Source organism: Bradyrhizobium sp. JYMT SZCCT0428, assembly GCF_018131075.1.
Classification (GTDB): Bacteria; Pseudomonadota; Alphaproteobacteria; order Rhizobiales; family Xanthobacteraceae; genus Bradyrhizobium.
In genome coordinates, this window is the sequence record NZ_JAFCLS010000011.1 from 163,747 (window position 1) to 180,205 (window position 16,459).

Here is a 16,459-nt window from a genome sequence, read left to right on the forward strand (position 1 = left end):
GCAAGGCTGGGCTATTCAGCACTTTACATCGTGCCGAGGGCCGATCGCCGATCAGTTCAGCGGACGGCTCTTGAACAGGTTCGACGTCGCCTCGATCAGCCGCTCGCCGTGCCTGAACATTCGATCGCAATCGCGGCGGATGAAATCGAGCTGATGCTTGCTACATTCCTCGTACATCCCTCCGATGTCTTTGATAGAATGCGCCCCGGCCACCTTCGAGACGAACTCCGAGCACAGGTGCATTTCGGTTCGTGCCCGTTCAACGAACGAAGTACCTGCGAATATCAACTCTTCGAGCATCAACTTCTGGGCACCGACCACGAAGGTGGCGGCACGCTCATTGGCCGTTGCCACCTGCGTTTGGGTCTCGGTCGGCGCTTTCTCAACGGCAGTCACTGCAACCGCTTCAGAATGTTCTGGCATCACAATCTCCTATCTCACCTTACGAAACGCTACCGCGCTGCGACGAGCATGACTTTGAGCTAAATCAACTGTGTCCACCCGGACGGTTACGTTCACCCGCCAGGCAGCGTCGCGTGCTCAATGCGACATCAGCACCGGCACGGTCATCGACTCGAATATGCCTCGCGTGACTCCACCGAGAATTCGCTCCTGCAATCGTGAATGGCCGAACCCGCCCATCACCAGCAGGCCGATATTGCTCTCGGCCGCGATCGACAGAATGGAGCCATGCACAATGCCACGATCAGCGGTCAGCCGCTGGACGCGAGCCCGGATGCCGCGCCTCGCGAGATGGCGGACAAGCTGATCCGAAGATACCTCGCCCGCATCTTGCCGGTTGACAGCAATCACGGTCACGGCCTTCGCGGCGGTCAGAAACGGCATCGCGTCGCGCACCGCCCGGGCGGCCAGCCGACTGCCATCCCAGGCGATCCCGACGTGCTGCGTGTCGATCGGCCCCTTATGGATGTAGGGAACCATCAGCATGGGCCCGCCGGAATTGAACAGGATCTCTTGCGGGATGGCGTTGTCATAGCTGGAAAATGAGGATTCCGGCTGCAGCACGACGCTGAGATCGTAAAGCCGCGCCAGGGCGCTGATTGTCTCGCCCGCTTCGGCCGGGATTGCCGCAAGAGCCCTCGTGCGATAAGGAATTTCGGCAAGCTTGGCTTCGACTTCGAACACGGAGATCGCGGCGTTAGCCCTCTCCATCGCCCGTTCCTGTTCAGCTCCCACCATGGCGGCAACCGCTGCACCTACACCACCGACCATCATCCCGACGGCACCCATCGATTCATAGCCGATGGCGACCGCGTCGAGATGCGCACGGCGCGCCAGTGTTAGCGCGACGGCCACGTCAATCACCGGCCTGACAGGCCGCTCGGAGGGAATATGAACCATAATATTCCTGAACATCTCGCTCTCCCAAACCTTCGGGGCTCGGCCCGCGTCTCGTTGTAGTTTTGAGAATAATCGACAGATGGCGACTGAAGTTGATGCACATCAAACTCGGACGATGTCAGCACGCGCTGGCCGGCGGCGAAACGCTTGAGATCGCAATCGCCGTTACATGGCGAAAGTTTGATCTCCGTCAAAGAGGCGCGGTCCGCGCATCGCTAACTTGAGCCTGACCATTGCGGCGCGCCAGTCCGCAACGCACCTTCACAGAATTGAACAGGAGCCTGTCGCATGCGCGCCCATCAGATCATGACCAGATCCGTCATTTCCGTCACACCGGAGGCCACCATCCTCGAAGCCGCGAGTATCATGCTGCGGCGGCATGTCAGCGGACTTCCAGTGGTCGATACTGCCGGCAAACTCGTCGGTATCGTCTCGGAAGGTGATTTTCTTCGCCGCAGCGAAATAGGCACGCAGCGCAAGCGCAGCCGGTGGCTCAAATTCCTGACAGGCGATGGCGCAGCAGCGGCCGACTTCGTTCACGAAAACGGCCGCAAGATTTCTGAAGTGATGACCAGGGATCCGATTACCATCACCGAGGATACACCGCTCGAGAAAATCGTGCTCCTGATGGAAGAAAATCACGTCAAGCGGCTGCCGGTGATGCGCGGAGACACGCTCGTCGGGATCGTGTCGCGCGCCAATTTACTGCAGGCGGTAGCAAGCCTTGCCCGCGAAATCCCCGATCCGACTGCTGACGACGATCATATTCGCGGCCGCATCCTCAATATGCTCGAGAAGAAGGACTGGTGTCCATTCGGCGTCAACGTTGTGGTGCGCGATGGCACCGTTCATCTCAACGGACTCATCACTGAGGAGAAGTCGCGGCAGGCGGCCATTGTCGTTGCGGAGAACGTTGCCGGCGTAAAGAAGGTCCACGACCATCTGTGCTGGGTTGAGCCCATATCCGGGATGTATCTGGAATCGCCGGACGATGCCGATTCGGCAAAAGACCAACTGGTCCGGCCGATTGATGCAATGATGCGTTGAGGGGAGACTTTCGCGCGGCCGCTACCCGTGCGCGGTGCTGGCCGCCAGCGCCCGCATGACGTCCTCACGCGCAATGATTCCCACCAACCGCTGCCCGGCATCCAAAACGGGGATGCTTCGTATCCGATGATCCACCATCAACTGCAGCACGCGCGTCAGCTGGGTCGCCGGATCGACATAGATGAATTCCGGCGTCATGACGTCTGCGACCGTCCGCGACAGCAGTTCGTCATAGCCGGGAACCATCCGGCCGGGGTTAAAAGCGAAACACTTCAGAAAGTCGAACTTGGTCACCAGGCCGACGACGTCACCGCCTTCGCGGACCGGAAACGTATTGAAATCCGCGTCGTCAACCAGGTTCTTGAACTCACGCATGGTCGTATCGCGCGTGACGGTCTGCACCGCGCGCGTCATGTACTGTCCGGCGGTGGCCTCGAGGAATTTATGCACGGCGGTTCCCTGTCATGGATGGACGTCCTAGCGGGACAGAAAGGCACAGCGACCGGACTCGCTCGCCAGATGACGCGTGACGCCACCGAGTATCCATTCACGGAGCCGCGAGTGACCATAAGCGCCCGCGACCACCGGACCGGCACCGACATCAGCGGCGATCCTGTCAAGCTGTTCGGGTATCTCGGCTGCTGATTCCGGAACAAAGGTGCTCGCCACGATGCCGTGGCCGTGCAGCCACGACGCCACGTCCGCAACGTGCGACAAGGCATCTGCGCGACGGGTGCCCTGCTCGGCAATTTCCACGATGGTGACGTCCTTTGCCGCAGCAAGGATCGGCAGCGCGTCGAATACGGCCCTGCGGGCTTCCCGCACATCCTTCCAGGCCACCAGCACGCTTCTGAAATCGAACCATTCGACTGCAGGTGGCACGACGATGAGGGGACGGCCCGCCTGCATCACGAGATCACCGGGATCCGCGGCGGCGCATGGATCCACGATGGTCTCGCTGCGCGCGCCAACCACTAGAACATCAGCGGTCCTGGCCTGCTGCAACACGTAGGGCACCGGCAGCGTCTGGCCAGAACGCCACTCCACCGACTTGGTGCGTTTCTCGACGGCAGTGCGGAATTCCGCCTCAAGCTCGGACAACCGCCCTCGAACGGCCGTGGCCTCGTCATCGAGGAGTTTCTGCGCGTAGTCGCCGTCGGCAAAATACAATGGCGGCTTGACGTCCGAAGCGGCAATGCCGATCACTCGCGCTCCAAATCGCTCGGCGAGATCCCCCGCCACCGCGAGACAGGCACCATTGGGCCGGTCCAACGCCAGACTGACCATGACGGTTTTGTAGTCCATATCCTGCTCCAGCCTTGGGTCGAAATGCCGTATGGGCGGCCTGCCCGCAGAGCGGCACCTTAGGAGGCGATTCCGGATCGAACCTGACCTAGATCAAGACGGGACACTTTTCGCAGTTACGGGAAAATCCGAAATATGCGATACCTGGCACAATACAAATTCATGGATATTGTCTTTTCTCTCAATAAGATAAGCGCTAGTGATAACCCCGCCGCGCTCACAATGATCGGACACGACTTCTGGCGTGCATGGAAAGGCTCACAGGCGGAGCATGATTGACGTCGACCGACCCTTTCGCAGTCAGAATCCGCTCGACCAGAACGTGCGCAGCGGGGTCGAAGGATCCGGCGTCGGCACTTGGGATTTTGAATTTTCCACCCGGGAGTTGACCTGGTCCAACACCACGCGGAAGCTTTTCGGCGTCTCGCCGGACACACCGATCGATTACGACGTCTTTCTTTCGCTGCTCGACTTGCAGGATCGCGATCACACCGCGAAGGCCATGCAGCAGTCGATCGATACCGGGTGCAATTTCGACGTTCAATACCGCGTGCATCGGCATTCGGATGCAGGTCATTGGGTGCGGGCGCTCGGCGCCATCGTAACCGGCCCCGATGGCGGTCCTGCCCGGCTCAGCGGCGTCATGATCGACATCGATCATGAGAAGCGCCTCGAGGATGAGTTGAGGGCACGCGAGCGGATATTTCGCTCAATTCTGAACACGGTCCCGGACGCCATGATCGTGATTGACGAGCATGGCATCATCCAGTTTTTCTCAAGTGCCGCCGAACGGCAGTTTGGTTACACCGAACCGGAAGCGATCGGGAAAAATATCAGCGAATTAATGCCGGAGCCGGATCGCAGTCGCCATGACGGTTACCTCGCCCGCTATCTGAAGACGGGCGAGCGGCGCATCATCGGCATCGGCCGCATCGTGACCGGGAGGCGCAAGGACGGCACCACATTTCCGATGCATCTCACGATCGGCGAGATGCAATCGAGCGGCCAGCCCTACTTTACGGGTTTTGTGCGCGACCTCACCGAGCAGCAACAGACCCAGGCACGATTGCAGGACCTGCAATCCGAACTCGTTCACGTATCGCGACTCAGCGCGATGGGGGAAATGGCATCCGCACTGGCCCACGAACTCAATCAGCCGCTTTCGGCCATCAGCAATTACATGAAGGGATCACGCCGCTTGCTCGCTGATAGTACCGACGTCAACGCGCCGAAGATCGAGGCCGCGCTCGATCGCGCGGCCGAACAGGCCATCCGCGCCGGCGACATTATCAGACGATTACGCAATTTTGTCGCACGAGAAGCGTCGGAGAAGCACGTCGAAAGTCTATCGAAGCTGATCGAGGAAGCCGGCGCACTCGGGCTCACTGGGGCTCGCGAACAAGGGCTCATACTGCGCTTCAAGCTCAATCCGGCGTGCGACCTGGTACTTGCCGACAGGGTCCAGATCCAGCAGGTCCTCGTCAACCTTTTCCGCAATGCGCTGGAAGCGATGGCCAGTTCGACCCATCGCGAGTTGATCGTCACGAATGCCAAGGCAGCCGATGATATGATTGAAATTGCCGTGTCGGATACCGGCCATGGATTTGGCGCCGATACTCATGAGAACCTGTTTCAGCCATTCTTCACGACCAAGGAGGCCGGCATGGGCGTCGGCCTTTCGATCAGCCGGACCATCATCGAAACCCATGGCGGCCGGATGTGGGCCGAGACAAATCCATCCGGTGGCGCGACGTTCCGTTTCACCCTGCCCGCCGGATCTGCCAAGGATGTGACCGATGTCGCAGAACGGTAAAGTCTTTGTCATCGATGACGATCCAGCGATGCGCGACTCGCTGGATTTCCTGCTGGGGTCGGCCGGCTTCAGCGTGCGCCTGTTCGCTTCTGCGCAGGTTTTTCTGACCGAGCTGCCGAAGCTGGAGAGCGGATGCGTGGTCACGGATATTAGGATGCCGGGCATGGACGGCATGGAATTGCTGCGTCAGCTGAATTCAGTCACCGGCGCCCGGAAGCTTCCGGTCATCGTCATGACCGGGCATGGCGACGTCCCCCTTGCCGTCGAAGCCATGAAGCTTGGCGCGCTCGACTTCCTGGAAAAGCCATTCGAGGATGACCGGCTGATCGGCATGATCGAGACCGCCCTCTCGCAGAATGAAGGCGGCACGAAGAGCGAGGCGCTCACGGCCGACATGGCCGCGCGGGTCGCCTCCCTCACCCAACGGGAGCGACAGGTGATGAAGGGACTGGTGAGCGGCCAATCGAACAAGGTGATCGCGAGAGAATACGACATCAGCCCGCGTACGGTGGAGGTTTATCGGGCCAACGTCATGACCAAGATGCAGGCCGGTAACCTTTCGGAACTGGTCAGATTTGCGATCCGGGCCGGGATCATCGAGGATTGAGCCACGTCAATATGGGCATGGGTGAGTTGGCTATCCTGCACCCATGATAGATGCCCGTCACACATCCGGCCGCTCCGAGATCGGCCCGCCGCCCAGAAAATCGCTGATCTACGTCGTCGACGACGACTACGACGTCCTTCGGTCGTTGCGATTTCTCCTGGAGACGGAGGGCTTCGATGTCCGCACATTCCGCAGCGGCTCCGCATTGTTGGGGTCTTCGACCCGGCAAGCCGCGGATTGCCTCGTTGTGGACTACAAGATGGCGGGAATCGATGGGCTGGAGCTGGCGCACCGGCTGCGCGGTCTCGACGTCAGCACACCGATCATTCTGATTACGGGCTATCCGGACGAAACCATCGCTATGAAGGCGAACTCGGCAGGGGTGCTCCAGGTCCTCCTGAAGCCCAATCTCGAGGAGAACTTGGTGGAATGCGTGCAAAACGCCGTCAACTCAGGCGCCGCGACCGGACAGCCCTGAATAATCAGGCGAAATGCGCCCCCGTAAAACCCCGTAAGAAGACCCCCTTAGGATATCAACCGAAATATCGGGGAACAAATATCCTCGGTACACAAAGCCATCCACATAGGAGATGGCGACATGCACACCCAGACGATCACCGCCCCGGCAACCACGGTTCTCAACGCCCCGCGCGCCCCAGTCCCCTCGTCGGCCGATCAGTTCAGCATCATCGCCAGCTGTTCGGGCATCATCGCCACCGAATTTACCTACGGCAAGGACGAGGAAATCTACGGCGAAGGCGAGCCTTCCGAGTATGTCTATCAGGTGATCCAAGGGGCGGTTCGTACCTACAAGCTGTTGAGCGACGGACGCCGCCAGATCGGCGCGTTCCATCTGGCCGGCGACGTGTTCGGCCTCGATCCCGGCACCTCCCATCGCCTGACGGCCGAAGCGATCTCCGATACCACCGTCCGCCTGGTGAAACGGCGCAGCCTGGAGGCGGCAGCCGGATCGAATGTCAGGGTGGCCCATAATCTCTGGACCATGACCGCAGGCGATCTCAGGCACGCGGAAGATCATATGCTGCTGCTCGGCCGCAAGACCGCGATGGAAAAAGTTGCCACGTTCCTCCTGGAAATGGACCGCCGGCTCGCCAAGGCTGGTATGATGGCGCTGCCGATGTGCCGCCGCGATATCGGCGATTATCTCGGCATTACGCTGGAAACCGTGTCGCGCGCGCTTTCGCAGCTCAACGACCAGGGCGTACTGGTGTTTTCCAGTGCCCGCCAGATCGTACTCCGTAACCGCCAGCGTCTGGCTGACATGGACGCGTGAGCGGCTATCTGCCTGCTTACGGACCGGCCGCGCAACAATGCGCATTGTACAGTAGAACGGGAGTCTACAATGAACAGCTATCGCGTCTCCTTCTACAAAGATCTCCTCAATTCGGACGGCCATGGTTTCAAGTGCCTGCAGAGCCAGATCGACGTCGAATCGGACAGCCCGTCGCAGGCGGTGGTGCTGGCCGAACGTCTGGTCGACAATGAACGTCTCAATGCCGACTGCATCGAGGTAGTGCATCTGAGCGGTCATGATGAACTCGAACATCTACCGAACCAAACGTTCGCTCCCTGCAAACAGACCTGGAGCCGCGCCTCCTGACAACGCCATGACATGGACCGTTTCCTGGAACTTGCCGCCGGTTATTCTGTGGCATTCCAATCACCGCTCATCGCTTTTGTTCTGACCTCCCTCATCATCGAAATGACGCCGGGACCGAACATGGCCTACCTCGCCGTGCTGGGCGCGAGCCGGGGCCGCCTCGCCGGCTTCTCCGCCGTCCTTGGCGTCGCGCTGGGACTGGCCCTGCTCGGCATTGTGGTCGGGCTTGGCGGCGGATCGTTGATCCTCAACAACCCTGTCGTTTACGAATCCCTTCGCTGGGCGGGGGCGTTGTATCTTTGCTGGCTGGCGTATGACAGCTGGAGAGAAGCGCGGCTACCGGTCGCGGCCGCTCGGGTAAACCAGTCTATCTTCGTGCAATTCCGCCGCGGGTTCATCACCAACCTACTCAATCCGAAGGCCGCGCTGTTCTTCATCGCCGTCGTTCCGGAATTCATCAGCGGCCCTGCGCCTTCGGTGCGTGAACTTGCGACCCTGGTTTCCATCTATGTCGCCGTCGCCACTTTCGTGCATGGGCTGATCGTGTTGCTGGCGGGTGGGCTGCAGACTTTTTTCGCGGCCCCGCGACGGCGCCAAACGGCCGGCAATATTTTCGCAGCCGTTCTCTTTCTCGTGGCAGTGTGGCTGTTCGTGAGCGGCGGCCGGTCGGCCATTTCGGTGCCGCTAAACATGCGCGCGACTCATTCGTTCAGGTTGCTATTGGCGAAATTTGACCGAGATCAATACGACTTCGCCGCCGGCTTTGCATACCAGTCGGCATGTCCGAGACCCGTACTTCATCCCATCAGTGGCTCCCCATATCCATCGCGCCTGAAGACTGCGACCTCCAGCTCGGAGTGATCGACAAGGGCGGCGTGCGCCCCTGGGCTTTTCCCTGCCGAAAGCGCCATGCCGTGTGGTTCAATGTCTGGGCCGACCAGCCCGTGTTGATTCATCCCACACACTGGCGCGTGTGGCGCCAGTAAGGAATTGAGATGCCCCTGCGGAGAGCAGGCGAGCACTCACACGTTCATGGTGTTTGATCTACCGCAACGACGCGGCGCGCCCACACCGCCATGCTGGGCCAGTTTCAGCAGTTAGGGAACGCACCATGGCAACCCAGACCAAAACTCACGCGATCGTTGAAAGCGCCATCAATCTGTTCAGCGACTGGCTCAAGCACCGGCGCGAGATGCGCGAGCTCCGTGATATGAATAGCGGGGATTTCGCCCGCATCGCGCGGGACCTTTCCGTGACCCCTGCCGAACTTGATGCAGTCGTCCGCCAGGGACCGCACGCCAGCGATGAATTGCCACGACTATTGAAATCTCTCGGCATTGACGAAACGACTTTGTCCCGCACGCAGCCTTTCCTGCAGCGCGACATGATACGCGTCTGTGCCTCATGCCAACAGAAGACGCTGTGTAAGCACGATCTCGACGCCGGCACATCGGCTCAACACTATGACGAATATTGCCCCAATGCGTCGGCAATTGACGAATTGGGTCAGAGGCCGTGATGCGTACGTCAGTATCAACCGAATCTGACTATTAAACCGAGGCAAGCAGCGGCTCCCAGTGGCGTATTTAGCGACGGTCCGTAATGCGTCGGATCGACTGCTGCGCAAATCGGCCCAGCGCTGCTGCTGCGAAGCTCGCGGCACGGTGCAGTTACGTGGCGCCAGCAGGATCGGCTGGCGCGCGATCGGATCTGGGTGAGCCTGCCCAAGCCCATGCCTCCGGAAGCTCGTTGGACCGGCTCTGTTCGTGAACCAAAAGCCTGCGTGGCGGTTGCGGATCAAGAAAGATGCTTAAATTTCATAGCGTTGTGTTCACGATACGCTTCCTGTTGCCCTGCAGCGCGCACCGAGGACTGACCCCGGACCAATTCTGCGTCGCAGGAGTGGGATACTCGTGTTAAATTGATCGAGATCAAAGTGACCAGCGAGTCGAAGTTCGAGACTGATCGTAGGATGCTCAATGCACTTTTCGCTGACCGCCGAGCGCGCGAGCGACCGCCGCATTGAGAGCGCGAACGATGATATTCCGAGTCTCGCGTGCGGAAAGCACTTCGATCTCGCCGTTCGGTGGACCCGAAAACCGGCTGGTTGGTCACTCTTCTGTTTCGACATCTGCATCTTCTCCATGGTGTCGTCCATTTGCAGCAGCCGCGAGACCCGCCGCAGCGACGCGTGTGGGGAAATCCGGTGATGCGATTTCTTCAAGCGTTTCGCGAATCGCGCCGTCGAGTGTTTCGTAGACTTCCTCTTGTGGGCGGTGCGCCACCAGGTAGGCCACCTGCCCTGGGAAATTCAAAAGCCGGTCGCGCATCGCACGCAGGCTGCTCGCAACCACGCGCTCGATCGGCTCGATCGGCACCAATTTGCCCGCATCTTGACGCTCCTCGCGGCGACGTTTCGCAGCCAGGAGGCGCGTGCGTTTTTGAACGGCACCTTCAGAACATCCGCTGCAATTCATATCCGAACCCTCCAGCTGCGGCGTGGCTGAAGATGGAATCCCGATCAGCGGCGGTCCTGGCATGCGAATGGAATTCGGCGACGTTTGCGAGGAAGAAACCGGTTGGAGTCTCGAAAGCGACTTCGTTGAGAAAATTTTGGGTCGGGCCGTCAATGGCACACATGAGCTGAAAATGAGGTCGGCATTAGGAGGCCTTCAGCCCGACAAAAAAGTTCGAGTTCGATGTTTGACTACCCCCTCCCCCCTCCAGCAAAGTTGAAAGTATGCGATTGCTAATTAAGATCGCAGCAAGTTCTCAAACTGGAGCAAGCGCGCTGCAAAACCCCATACAATAGTTTCACAGAATACGGCATCGCGCCTGTTCCAAAAACCCCGGCGTCGGCTTCTTCGAAAACGTCTGCAAGTTCAAGGGCCACGATATGCAAATTTCGCTGTTCCAAAACTAGTTGTTTATGGTACACGGCCGGGACATTGAAACAGGAACAAGATCACCATGAACGCCGCGAAGCGAACCTTACGCGTTGCCCTTTATGTCCGTGTCTCGACGGATCATCAGACTGTGAAAAACCAGCAGCTCGAATTAGAAGCCGCCGCCCAGCGCCATGGATGGACCGTGGCGGGAGTCTTCCGGGACCAAGGCATTTCGGGTGCTAAGGGCCGCGACGAGCGCCCTGGGCTAGACAAGCTGTTGCGGGCAGTCGCCCGAAAGGAATTTGACCTTGTCGCGGCATGGTCTGTCGATCGTATCGGCCGCTCGCTGATTGATCTCGTCGGCACCTTGCAAGAATTGCATGCGAAGCACGTCGACCTTTACCTGCACCAGCAGGGCATCGATACCACGACGCCTTCCGGCAAAGCCATGTTTCAATTGATGGGCGTGTTTGCGGAATTCGAAAGGGCGATGCTTAGGGAACGCGTCAATGCCGGCCTGGCGCGGGCGCGTGCAGAGGGAATTCAGCTCGGCCGACCGGCGAAAGTTGCTGGTGATAAGGCCAAGGTGAGCAAGATCCGCGCCGATCGTGCCGCCGGCATGAGCGTTCGCGCCATTGCTGCGAAGCACGGCGTTAGTATTGGCTCGGTGCAGCGGGTAACCAGCTAGAAATCGTCCCGTTTTGGCCAGCGCTGCATGCGGCCTTGCGGGTCTATTGTCCACGCCACTTCATCGTCACCGTTACGACGCTCGCGCGCTTCCTTGAGCATTCGCTGATACGCGGTTTTTGGTTCCGGCTCGACTTCTATCGCCGGTTCGTCCGCGATTTGACCTTCGCCCGCCGGCTCGGCGATCTTTTCTTGCGAGCGATTCAATATCTCAACGTTATGCTCAGAGACATCATCGCCCCCTTCAACCGGCAAATGCTCAATCGTCAACGGAATGCCGCCACCCGTGACAGCTTCAACTTCCCGGTAGTAGTGGCCTGATGGCACCGAGACCAGGTTGATGTCCATCCTCTGCTCCGCAGCTGGCGGGATTGGAATGGCCTCCAGCGAGCACCTGATTTCCCGCAAACTGAACATGACCTTGGTCATTTCGCCGGCTTTGATGCGATCGTTCAAATACAGCCGATAAACTCTGCCCTGTTCCATGGCCACTCCGCGGACTGTATCCAGCTTGACCTGGTGCCGAGGGTGCAGTCGCGCGCGTTCTCTCTTTGGCAACGGGATGTCCTCGGTCTAGTGAGGCCAAATCGACGCCTTTTATCTACACCCGTTTTTATATTTGCGCAGCCCCGTCGCCTGGGCCCCCCAGAATGAATGCGGAATTAACCCAGCTATTGAGCTGGCCGAGAGGTGCCAACACTGCTTTGCGATGCGGATCAGAATTTCTCGGCGCACGCAGGTCTCGTCCGGGCGAGGCCCGGCCCGCAGGGTACATAGAGGGGATAGGGTACGTTTTTCATCTCTTCGCGCGAGCAATCACCTTTTATTTTCTTGGCCGAGCGCACTACGCCATGAAATCCGAGTGAGCATCTTTGGGCCGACCCGGCTGGTGGAAGTACCCCATGTACTTCATGTACCCTCGAACGCGACCCGGCCGGCAAAAGGTCACTCTTGCTCAACCCACCAAAGGGTTGCCGTCGAGCCAGTTGGATCTTTTTTGCAAAACCTTATCTTCCCAACCCGTCGCTCTTTAAAGGAGCGAAGCTTGATGCCAAGACTCTCGGCGTCCGGCTTAAGATGGTGATGCGGCGGCATCAACGACAGCACCGCGTTGCGCAGCCCTTTGTGGATGTAGTCCTTGCCCTCTGGTGTGGCCCTGTTGGCCTCGCAAAGGTTGACCACCTCGCGCGAGGCCTTCGCATTTCCATGACCAACCCCAATCACCAGTTTCCACTCGGTCAATAGGGTCCGCAGCGCACTTGTCTCGGGATCCTCCGCCTTCGAGGTATCCATTGAGGTCACCGGATCGGCTTCCCCGAACCATACCAGCGCCGATCTCACCGTGTCGGACCAGCCGCCGAACGATGCCAGCCGGTTCAGCTTCCCGGGCCTGCCGGCCGCGATGTAGGCCCGGCAGATCGTCAGGCAGGCGGCGATGTATTTCCCGCGATCGGCCATGACAGTGTCCTCGGGGCTCCCCTTGAACACCCGCAGTTCCGGCCGCTCCATCTGGGGATCGAGTCGCGAACGAATTACCCGTCGACAGAGATCGCCGACCACCACGACGTTATTGCCGTTGCCAAAATAGCTGGTGCTGCGGGCGTCGACCTCGATCATGGTAGATTGCCCGAGGATCCGGACGTTGGGCCGGGGCTGTTCCACCAGGCGGCACAGCGCGTCACCACCGATCTCGCCGACGATGTTGTCGACGCAGATCAGCGCCTGACCGTGAATGACGGCCGCGCCCAGGCGTTTCTCCAACTCCTCCTCGCTCTTGCCGGCCCCGAGCACCGGCATCGGGTGCCCGGTCGCAATCCGGCTGACGGTTGAAAGCAAATAGCTTTTGCCGCTGCCGGCGGTCGGTGCGTCGATGATGTGCATCGGCACGACAGCAAAGGCGCCCCGGCAAACGGTCGAAATAATCGCCGACAGCGCTACCGCGCGCGACACCCCGCCGTCATCGTCGAACATGAACTCAAACAGCAAGTCATTTTTGATCGAGTTGAGCGCGTTTACGGCTTCGTCCTTGGTCGGATGCTCAGGGATGTCGGGCATCATAGGCGGATCGATCAGCAGCAATTGCGTCGCCGGATCGTAGCCCTCGTCTTTCAAGACTGTCCCATCCGGCCGCAGCGTCGGCGTGCTGATGATCCCCGACAGCTCCGGAAAATCCCAATCGCCGAACCGCTTCAGCAGCACCTGCGCAGGATCGACGGGTGGGTGGATTGGCAACCACTTCATCGCCTTTTTGTTGAATTTGACCCAGATCGAGTTCTTGCATAGCGTGTCGCGCAGGTACGGCAGCTCGATATTGGCCAGCTGCGACGCCGACGTCATCTTGCCGTCAAAAGTCTGCACCTGCTTGACCACCGGACGTACCAGCGACCTGCCGCGCTGATAGAACGGCACCTCGGCTCCGATGAGTACCCTGGCAGCGGCGTCGGCCATGACCGACAACGGTCCATATCTGATGACCGGCTTATGCTTGCCGGCGAAGCCCGGTTGATTGCCGGGGCTCGGGCTTGCGGTGCCTGGGCCGCCACCGCCGCCACTACCACCTCCACCTCCAGCGCCCCCATCATCGCCACCGCGCCCACCAGCGAAGCCTTCGTCATCGAACAGCGGCAGGAAGTACGCATAACGGTCGCCGTGGGCGCGAGAATAGATCTCAACCCGCCCGCTCTGATGAAGGATGAACCCGCAATTGCGCGTCTGATAGTCCATGCCCTCAACCGGATCACAGCATTCCTTTCCGTGAAACGCTTTCGGGTCATCCACCATGTTGGCTGCGGTGAACGACGTGCCGTCGGGCCAGTACAATGTTTGATGTGGCGACAGTTCACGCCAGATCCGCCCGTCGATCGCCGAGGCCTTCGCGCGGGTCATCTCGTCAAACGAATTCTCGACCGCTTTTCGAGGCTCGCCACGGGCTACCGCCTTTTCGATAAATTCGGAACGATACGCCGCCTTTACCGCGGCCTGCTGGGTAAGGAATGCCGGCTCGTTCTTTGCCGCCGCGACGATTTCGTCAAACCGTCTCCCGGGCGCGTGCCGATCCGCAAAATCTAGCAACTCGGCAGCGCACAGCACGCGAGTGCCGCCCGAGACCATCGATCCACGCGGCAGTCGCTCAAGCCCTTTACCAATCGAGATCTGCCCCTCATAGACCAGGCGCTCGGGCGAACCGACGGTGACATCGATCGGCCCATAGACCAGCGGATCCCCGTCCCTCGCCAAAGCAAGCCAGCCCGCAGAACGCCCAACGCCAGCGCACCACGCCAGCCGCATGATCGCTGTCAGGCAATCCTTCGATTTCGTCGGCTCGTCGAGCAGCACGTAAAGATGCTCGCCGGTCTTCAAGCGTTCGCCGGTGTTGGGATCCTTCACCGAGGCCGAGGCCGACGGCCTCGTCAGCACGGCAACGTCGGCGAAGTCCGGGAACAATTCAACCAGGATATCGCGTAGGCCGTCAATTTCGTCACCATCAAACAGCAACAGACCGCAGCTATTCGAAGGCCAGCCAAAATGCGACAGTGCCCGCGGGATCGCAGTTGCACGCTTGCCGGCCGTGCGCCTCCCGTACTTCTCCTTGGTGGTGATGTCGCCCGATAACGGAAGACCGTCGCGGACGATGCCGAGGCCAATCGCCTCGCGGAAGTTCAAGGCGTCAATCCTGGTCTTGATGTCAACCAAAGCCGCTTGCGGGTCGGTAGAATCGATCGAGACGGTCTCATAACATCCGTTTGACAGCTGGGTGCCGCCGGACTTGATGACCTTGCCGTCGGCGCTAAGCTCATACAGCTTTGAGAGCCGCATCCCGCGAGATTTATACTTGGTAAACTTTACAACGGCGCCACCAACGGGATCATCAACCCCTATTGGCTGCGGATCAGGATCAGGGCCGTTGGCAGAGACCGAAGGCTGGTCAACAGTCCGGGCCTGCCCACAAATTCGCTTTTGCGAATTGTGCGATGCCGGCGGCACATCGTCGGAGGGCACGTCTCGTGTTGTGTCATTCATGACAACTGTCTTTCCGCCCGCGCCGGTGCGCTCTCCAATTCGGTCTCGCGAATTGTGCAATCCCGTCGCGGTGCCGTCACGCGCTTGAGGTTGCTCAGATGCCGCGGTTGCGCTTGGCTGGGCTGGTTTGTCGGGTTTACCGTAACGAGGCCCGCGCCACGCATTGGCTGCGATAGGCAAGTCAGCCACCCAGGACGGCCGCTGCGTCACCAGACTGATGAATTCCTGCTCGCTGCCGAAACTGATCGGCACTTCACAAACGATCTCGTCATGAATATGCATCACGATGGGATAGCCGGCGGCTTCAATCCGCAACATCCCTTCGACGAGAATATCGCGCGCGATTCCGCTAACGATGTTCTCGGTCCAAACGCCACCATAAGCGCCAAACCCTCCGCGGCAGGGGGTGAACCTGCCACCGGAATTATCGTCATACACAACGCGCGCCCGATCGCGATCGTCTGCAATAAGGCGAGGGGCAGGATAAGAGAGCTTGCGGCCGGACGGCAGCTTTATTCGTAGGAACTTCTCGTCACTTTCGAGAACGACCGGGCCACAGACAAATTCGACGCCGGCGTTATGAACGGCCTTCACGGCGGCGCGATCGATGTCATGCCAAAACTGAACGATCCGCGGGTGCGCCCCGCGCCACTCGGCTTTGAAGGCTTCAACCTGTTCGTCGGTGTCTCCGTCGGGCTTGAATTTACGCCACGCACAGAGACCGCCTGCGTATCCGAAAGCCAAATCGCCGGTTTTTCCGACCGCGCGCTCGGGTGCGTTCTTGGTGTAGGTGCCCGAAGGCACGCCAAAGATCCGGCACGCGGTTTCGCAATAAGGTTCGTCGCGTGGATCGTGTGTGGCGTCAAACTTTCTGTAGGCGTCGAGCTTCCATTCTTCGCCGGCAACCATCGCCAGCACCCGACTTTCGATCGAACTGAGATCAGCACCGATTAGTTCGTGGCCAGGCGCGGCTGTTATCATCGAACGGCTGCAATCGCCGACAATCGCGAGTGGCTTCGAGTAGAGCCGCTTGATGTGCTGATAGTCGCCGGTCGCGACCGCGGATATCGCGGCATCGAGATTTTTCGTCTCGGGCTTCTTTAGGTTTT

16 protein-coding genes are annotated in these 16,459 nt (G+C 59.6%); 9 read left to right on the forward strand and 7 right to left on the reverse strand.

Annotation, left to right across the window (positions count from 1 at the left end; all coding sequences use genetic code 11):
* Positions 1 to 51: 51 nt before the first annotated feature.
* Together JQ575_RS13785 and JQ575_RS13790 are read right to left on the reverse strand one after the other, a co-directional pair.
* A complete protein-coding gene (locus JQ575_RS13785) occupies positions 52 to 423 on the reverse strand; it encodes a hypothetical protein (protein ID WP_249166641.1) in 372 nt (123 codons plus the stop codon).
* Between the two features lie 117 nt (positions 424 to 540).
* Positions 541 to 1,377 (reverse strand): universal stress protein, encoded by an 837-nt coding sequence (locus JQ575_RS13790; protein WP_212033725.1) that lies wholly within the window; start codon positions 1,375 to 1,377, stop codon positions 541 to 543.
* Positions 1,378 to 1,650: 273 nt separating this feature from the next.
* Between JQ575_RS13790 and JQ575_RS13795 the strand changes: the two genes are divergently transcribed.
* Entirely contained in the window at positions 1,651 to 2,409 is a 759-nt protein-coding gene (locus JQ575_RS13795; RefSeq protein ID WP_212033726.1) for a CBS domain-containing protein, read from the forward strand.
* 21 nt (positions 2,410 to 2,430) lie between these two features.
* Here JQ575_RS13795 and JQ575_RS13800 read toward each other — a convergent pair whose 3' ends face one another.
* Together JQ575_RS13800 and JQ575_RS13805 are read right to left on the reverse strand one after the other, a co-directional pair.
* Entirely contained in the window at positions 2,431 to 2,859 is a 429-nt protein-coding gene (locus JQ575_RS13800) for an HPP family protein (RefSeq protein WP_212033727.1), read from the reverse strand.
* Positions 2,860 to 2,886: 27 nt separating this feature from the next.
* Complete coding sequence (locus JQ575_RS13805; RefSeq protein ID WP_212033728.1) at positions 2,887 to 3,714, reverse strand: universal stress protein; 828 nt, start codon at positions 3,712 to 3,714, stop codon at positions 2,887 to 2,889.
* Positions 3,715 to 3,985: 271 nt separating this feature from the next.
* On the opposite strand from JQ575_RS13805, the gene fixL reads away from it, so the two are divergent.
* The 7 genes from fixL to JQ575_RS13840 all read left to right on the forward strand — a co-directional run bounded on the left by fixL (position 3,986) and on the right by JQ575_RS13840 (position 9,274).
* On the forward strand, positions 3,986 to 5,527 hold the full coding sequence (gene fixL / locus JQ575_RS13810) for a sensor protein FixL (protein ID WP_212033729.1): 1,542 nt from the start codon (positions 3,986 to 3,988) through the stop codon (positions 5,525 to 5,527).
* Complete coding sequence (gene fixJ / locus JQ575_RS13815) at positions 5,511 to 6,134, forward strand: response regulator FixJ (RefSeq protein ID WP_212033730.1); 624 nt, start codon at positions 5,511 to 5,513, stop codon at positions 6,132 to 6,134. Before fixL ends, fixJ begins: the two co-directional genes overlap by 17 nt.
* 43 nt (positions 6,135 to 6,177) lie before the next feature.
* On the forward strand, positions 6,178 to 6,612 hold the full coding sequence (locus tag JQ575_RS13820) for a response regulator (protein WP_212033731.1): 435 nt from the start codon (positions 6,178 to 6,180) through the stop codon (positions 6,610 to 6,612).
* A gap of 120 nt (positions 6,613 to 6,732) precedes the next feature.
* The gene (locus JQ575_RS13825; protein WP_212033732.1) at positions 6,733 to 7,428 is read left to right on the forward strand and encodes a helix-turn-helix domain-containing protein; all 696 of its coding nucleotides are present in this window, start codon (positions 6,733 to 6,735) and stop codon (positions 7,426 to 7,428) included.
* A gap of 69 nt (positions 7,429 to 7,497) precedes the next feature.
* Entirely contained in the window at positions 7,498 to 7,755 is a 258-nt protein-coding gene (locus JQ575_RS13830) for a hypothetical protein (RefSeq protein WP_212033733.1), read from the forward strand.
* 12 nt (positions 7,756 to 7,767) lie between these two features.
* Positions 7,768 to 8,616 (forward strand): LysE family translocator, encoded by an 849-nt coding sequence (locus JQ575_RS13835; RefSeq protein ID WP_212033734.1) that lies wholly within the window; start codon positions 7,768 to 7,770, stop codon positions 8,614 to 8,616.
* Positions 8,617 to 8,866: 250 nt separating this feature from the next.
* Positions 8,867 to 9,274, forward strand: a complete 408-nt coding sequence (locus JQ575_RS13840) for a DUF6455 family protein (protein WP_212033735.1) — start codon at positions 8,867 to 8,869, stop codon at positions 9,272 to 9,274.
* Positions 9,275 to 9,866: 592 nt separating this feature from the next.
* Here JQ575_RS13840 and JQ575_RS13845 read toward each other — a convergent pair.
* The gene (locus JQ575_RS13845) at positions 9,867 to 10,295 is read right to left on the reverse strand and encodes a hypothetical protein (protein ID WP_212033736.1); all 429 of its coding nucleotides are present in this window, start codon (positions 10,293 to 10,295) and stop codon (positions 9,867 to 9,869) included.
* Between the two features lie 430 nt (positions 10,296 to 10,725).
* On the opposite strand from JQ575_RS13845, the gene JQ575_RS13850 reads away from it, so the two are divergent.
* Positions 10,726 to 11,331, forward strand: a complete 606-nt coding sequence (locus tag JQ575_RS13850; RefSeq protein WP_212033737.1) for a recombinase family protein — start codon at positions 10,726 to 10,728, stop codon at positions 11,329 to 11,331.
* On the opposite strand, the gene JQ575_RS13855 is transcribed toward JQ575_RS13850, so the two are convergent.
* Positions 11,328 to 11,816, reverse strand: a complete 489-nt coding sequence (locus JQ575_RS13855; RefSeq protein WP_212033738.1) for a hypothetical protein — start codon at positions 11,814 to 11,816, stop codon at positions 11,328 to 11,330. The genes JQ575_RS13850 and JQ575_RS13855 overlap by 4 nt on opposite strands.
* Before the next feature lie 459 nt (positions 11,817 to 12,275).
* Positions 12,276 to 16,331, reverse strand: a complete 4,056-nt coding sequence (locus tag JQ575_RS13860; protein WP_212033739.1) for a hypothetical protein — start codon at positions 16,329 to 16,331, stop codon at positions 12,276 to 12,278.
* Positions 16,332 to 16,459: the final 128 nt, after the last annotated feature.

Excerpts from the sequence above, each read along its gene's own strand:
- JQ575_RS13785 (WP_249166641.1), bottom strand. The coding sequence starts at position 423 with ATGCCAGAACATTCTGAAGCGGTTGCAGTGACTGCCGTTGAGAAAGCG.
- JQ575_RS13790 (WP_212033725.1), bottom strand. The coding sequence starts at position 1,377 with ATGTTCAGGAATATTATGGTTCATATTCCCTCCGAGCGGCCTGTCAGG.
- JQ575_RS13795 (WP_212033726.1), top strand. The coding sequence starts at position 1,651 with ATGCGCGCCCATCAGATCATGACCAGATCCGTCATTTCCGTCACACCG.
- JQ575_RS13805 (WP_212033728.1), bottom strand. The coding sequence starts at position 3,714 with ATGGACTACAAAACCGTCATGGTCAGTCTGGCGTTGGACCGGCCCAAT.
- fixL (WP_212033729.1), top strand. The coding sequence starts at position 3,986 with ATGATTGACGTCGACCGACCCTTTCGCAGTCAGAATCCGCTCGACCAG.
- fixJ (WP_212033730.1), top strand. The coding sequence starts at position 5,511 with ATGTCGCAGAACGGTAAAGTCTTTGTCATCGATGACGATCCAGCGATG.
- JQ575_RS13820 (WP_212033731.1), top strand. The coding sequence starts at position 6,178 with ATGATAGATGCCCGTCACACATCCGGCCGCTCCGAGATCGGCCCGCCG.
- JQ575_RS13825 (WP_212033732.1), top strand. The coding sequence starts at position 6,733 with ATGCACACCCAGACGATCACCGCCCCGGCAACCACGGTTCTCAACGCC.
- JQ575_RS13830 (WP_212033733.1), top strand. The coding sequence starts at position 7,498 with ATGAACAGCTATCGCGTCTCCTTCTACAAAGATCTCCTCAATTCGGAC.
- JQ575_RS13835 (WP_212033734.1), top strand. The coding sequence starts at position 7,768 with ATGGACCGTTTCCTGGAACTTGCCGCCGGTTATTCTGTGGCATTCCAA.
- JQ575_RS13840 (WP_212033735.1), top strand. The coding sequence starts at position 8,867 with ATGGCAACCCAGACCAAAACTCACGCGATCGTTGAAAGCGCCATCAAT.
- JQ575_RS13845 (WP_212033736.1), bottom strand. The coding sequence starts at position 10,295 with ATGCCAGGACCGCCGCTGATCGGGATTCCATCTTCAGCCACGCCGCAG.
- JQ575_RS13850 (WP_212033737.1), top strand. The coding sequence starts at position 10,726 with ATGAACGCCGCGAAGCGAACCTTACGCGTTGCCCTTTATGTCCGTGTC.
- JQ575_RS13855 (WP_212033738.1), bottom strand. The coding sequence starts at position 11,816 with ATGGAACAGGGCAGAGTTTATCGGCTGTATTTGAACGATCGCATCAAA.
- JQ575_RS13860 (WP_212033739.1), bottom strand. The coding sequence starts at position 16,331 with ATGATAACAGCCGCGCCTGGCCACGAACTAATCGGTGCTGATCTCAGT.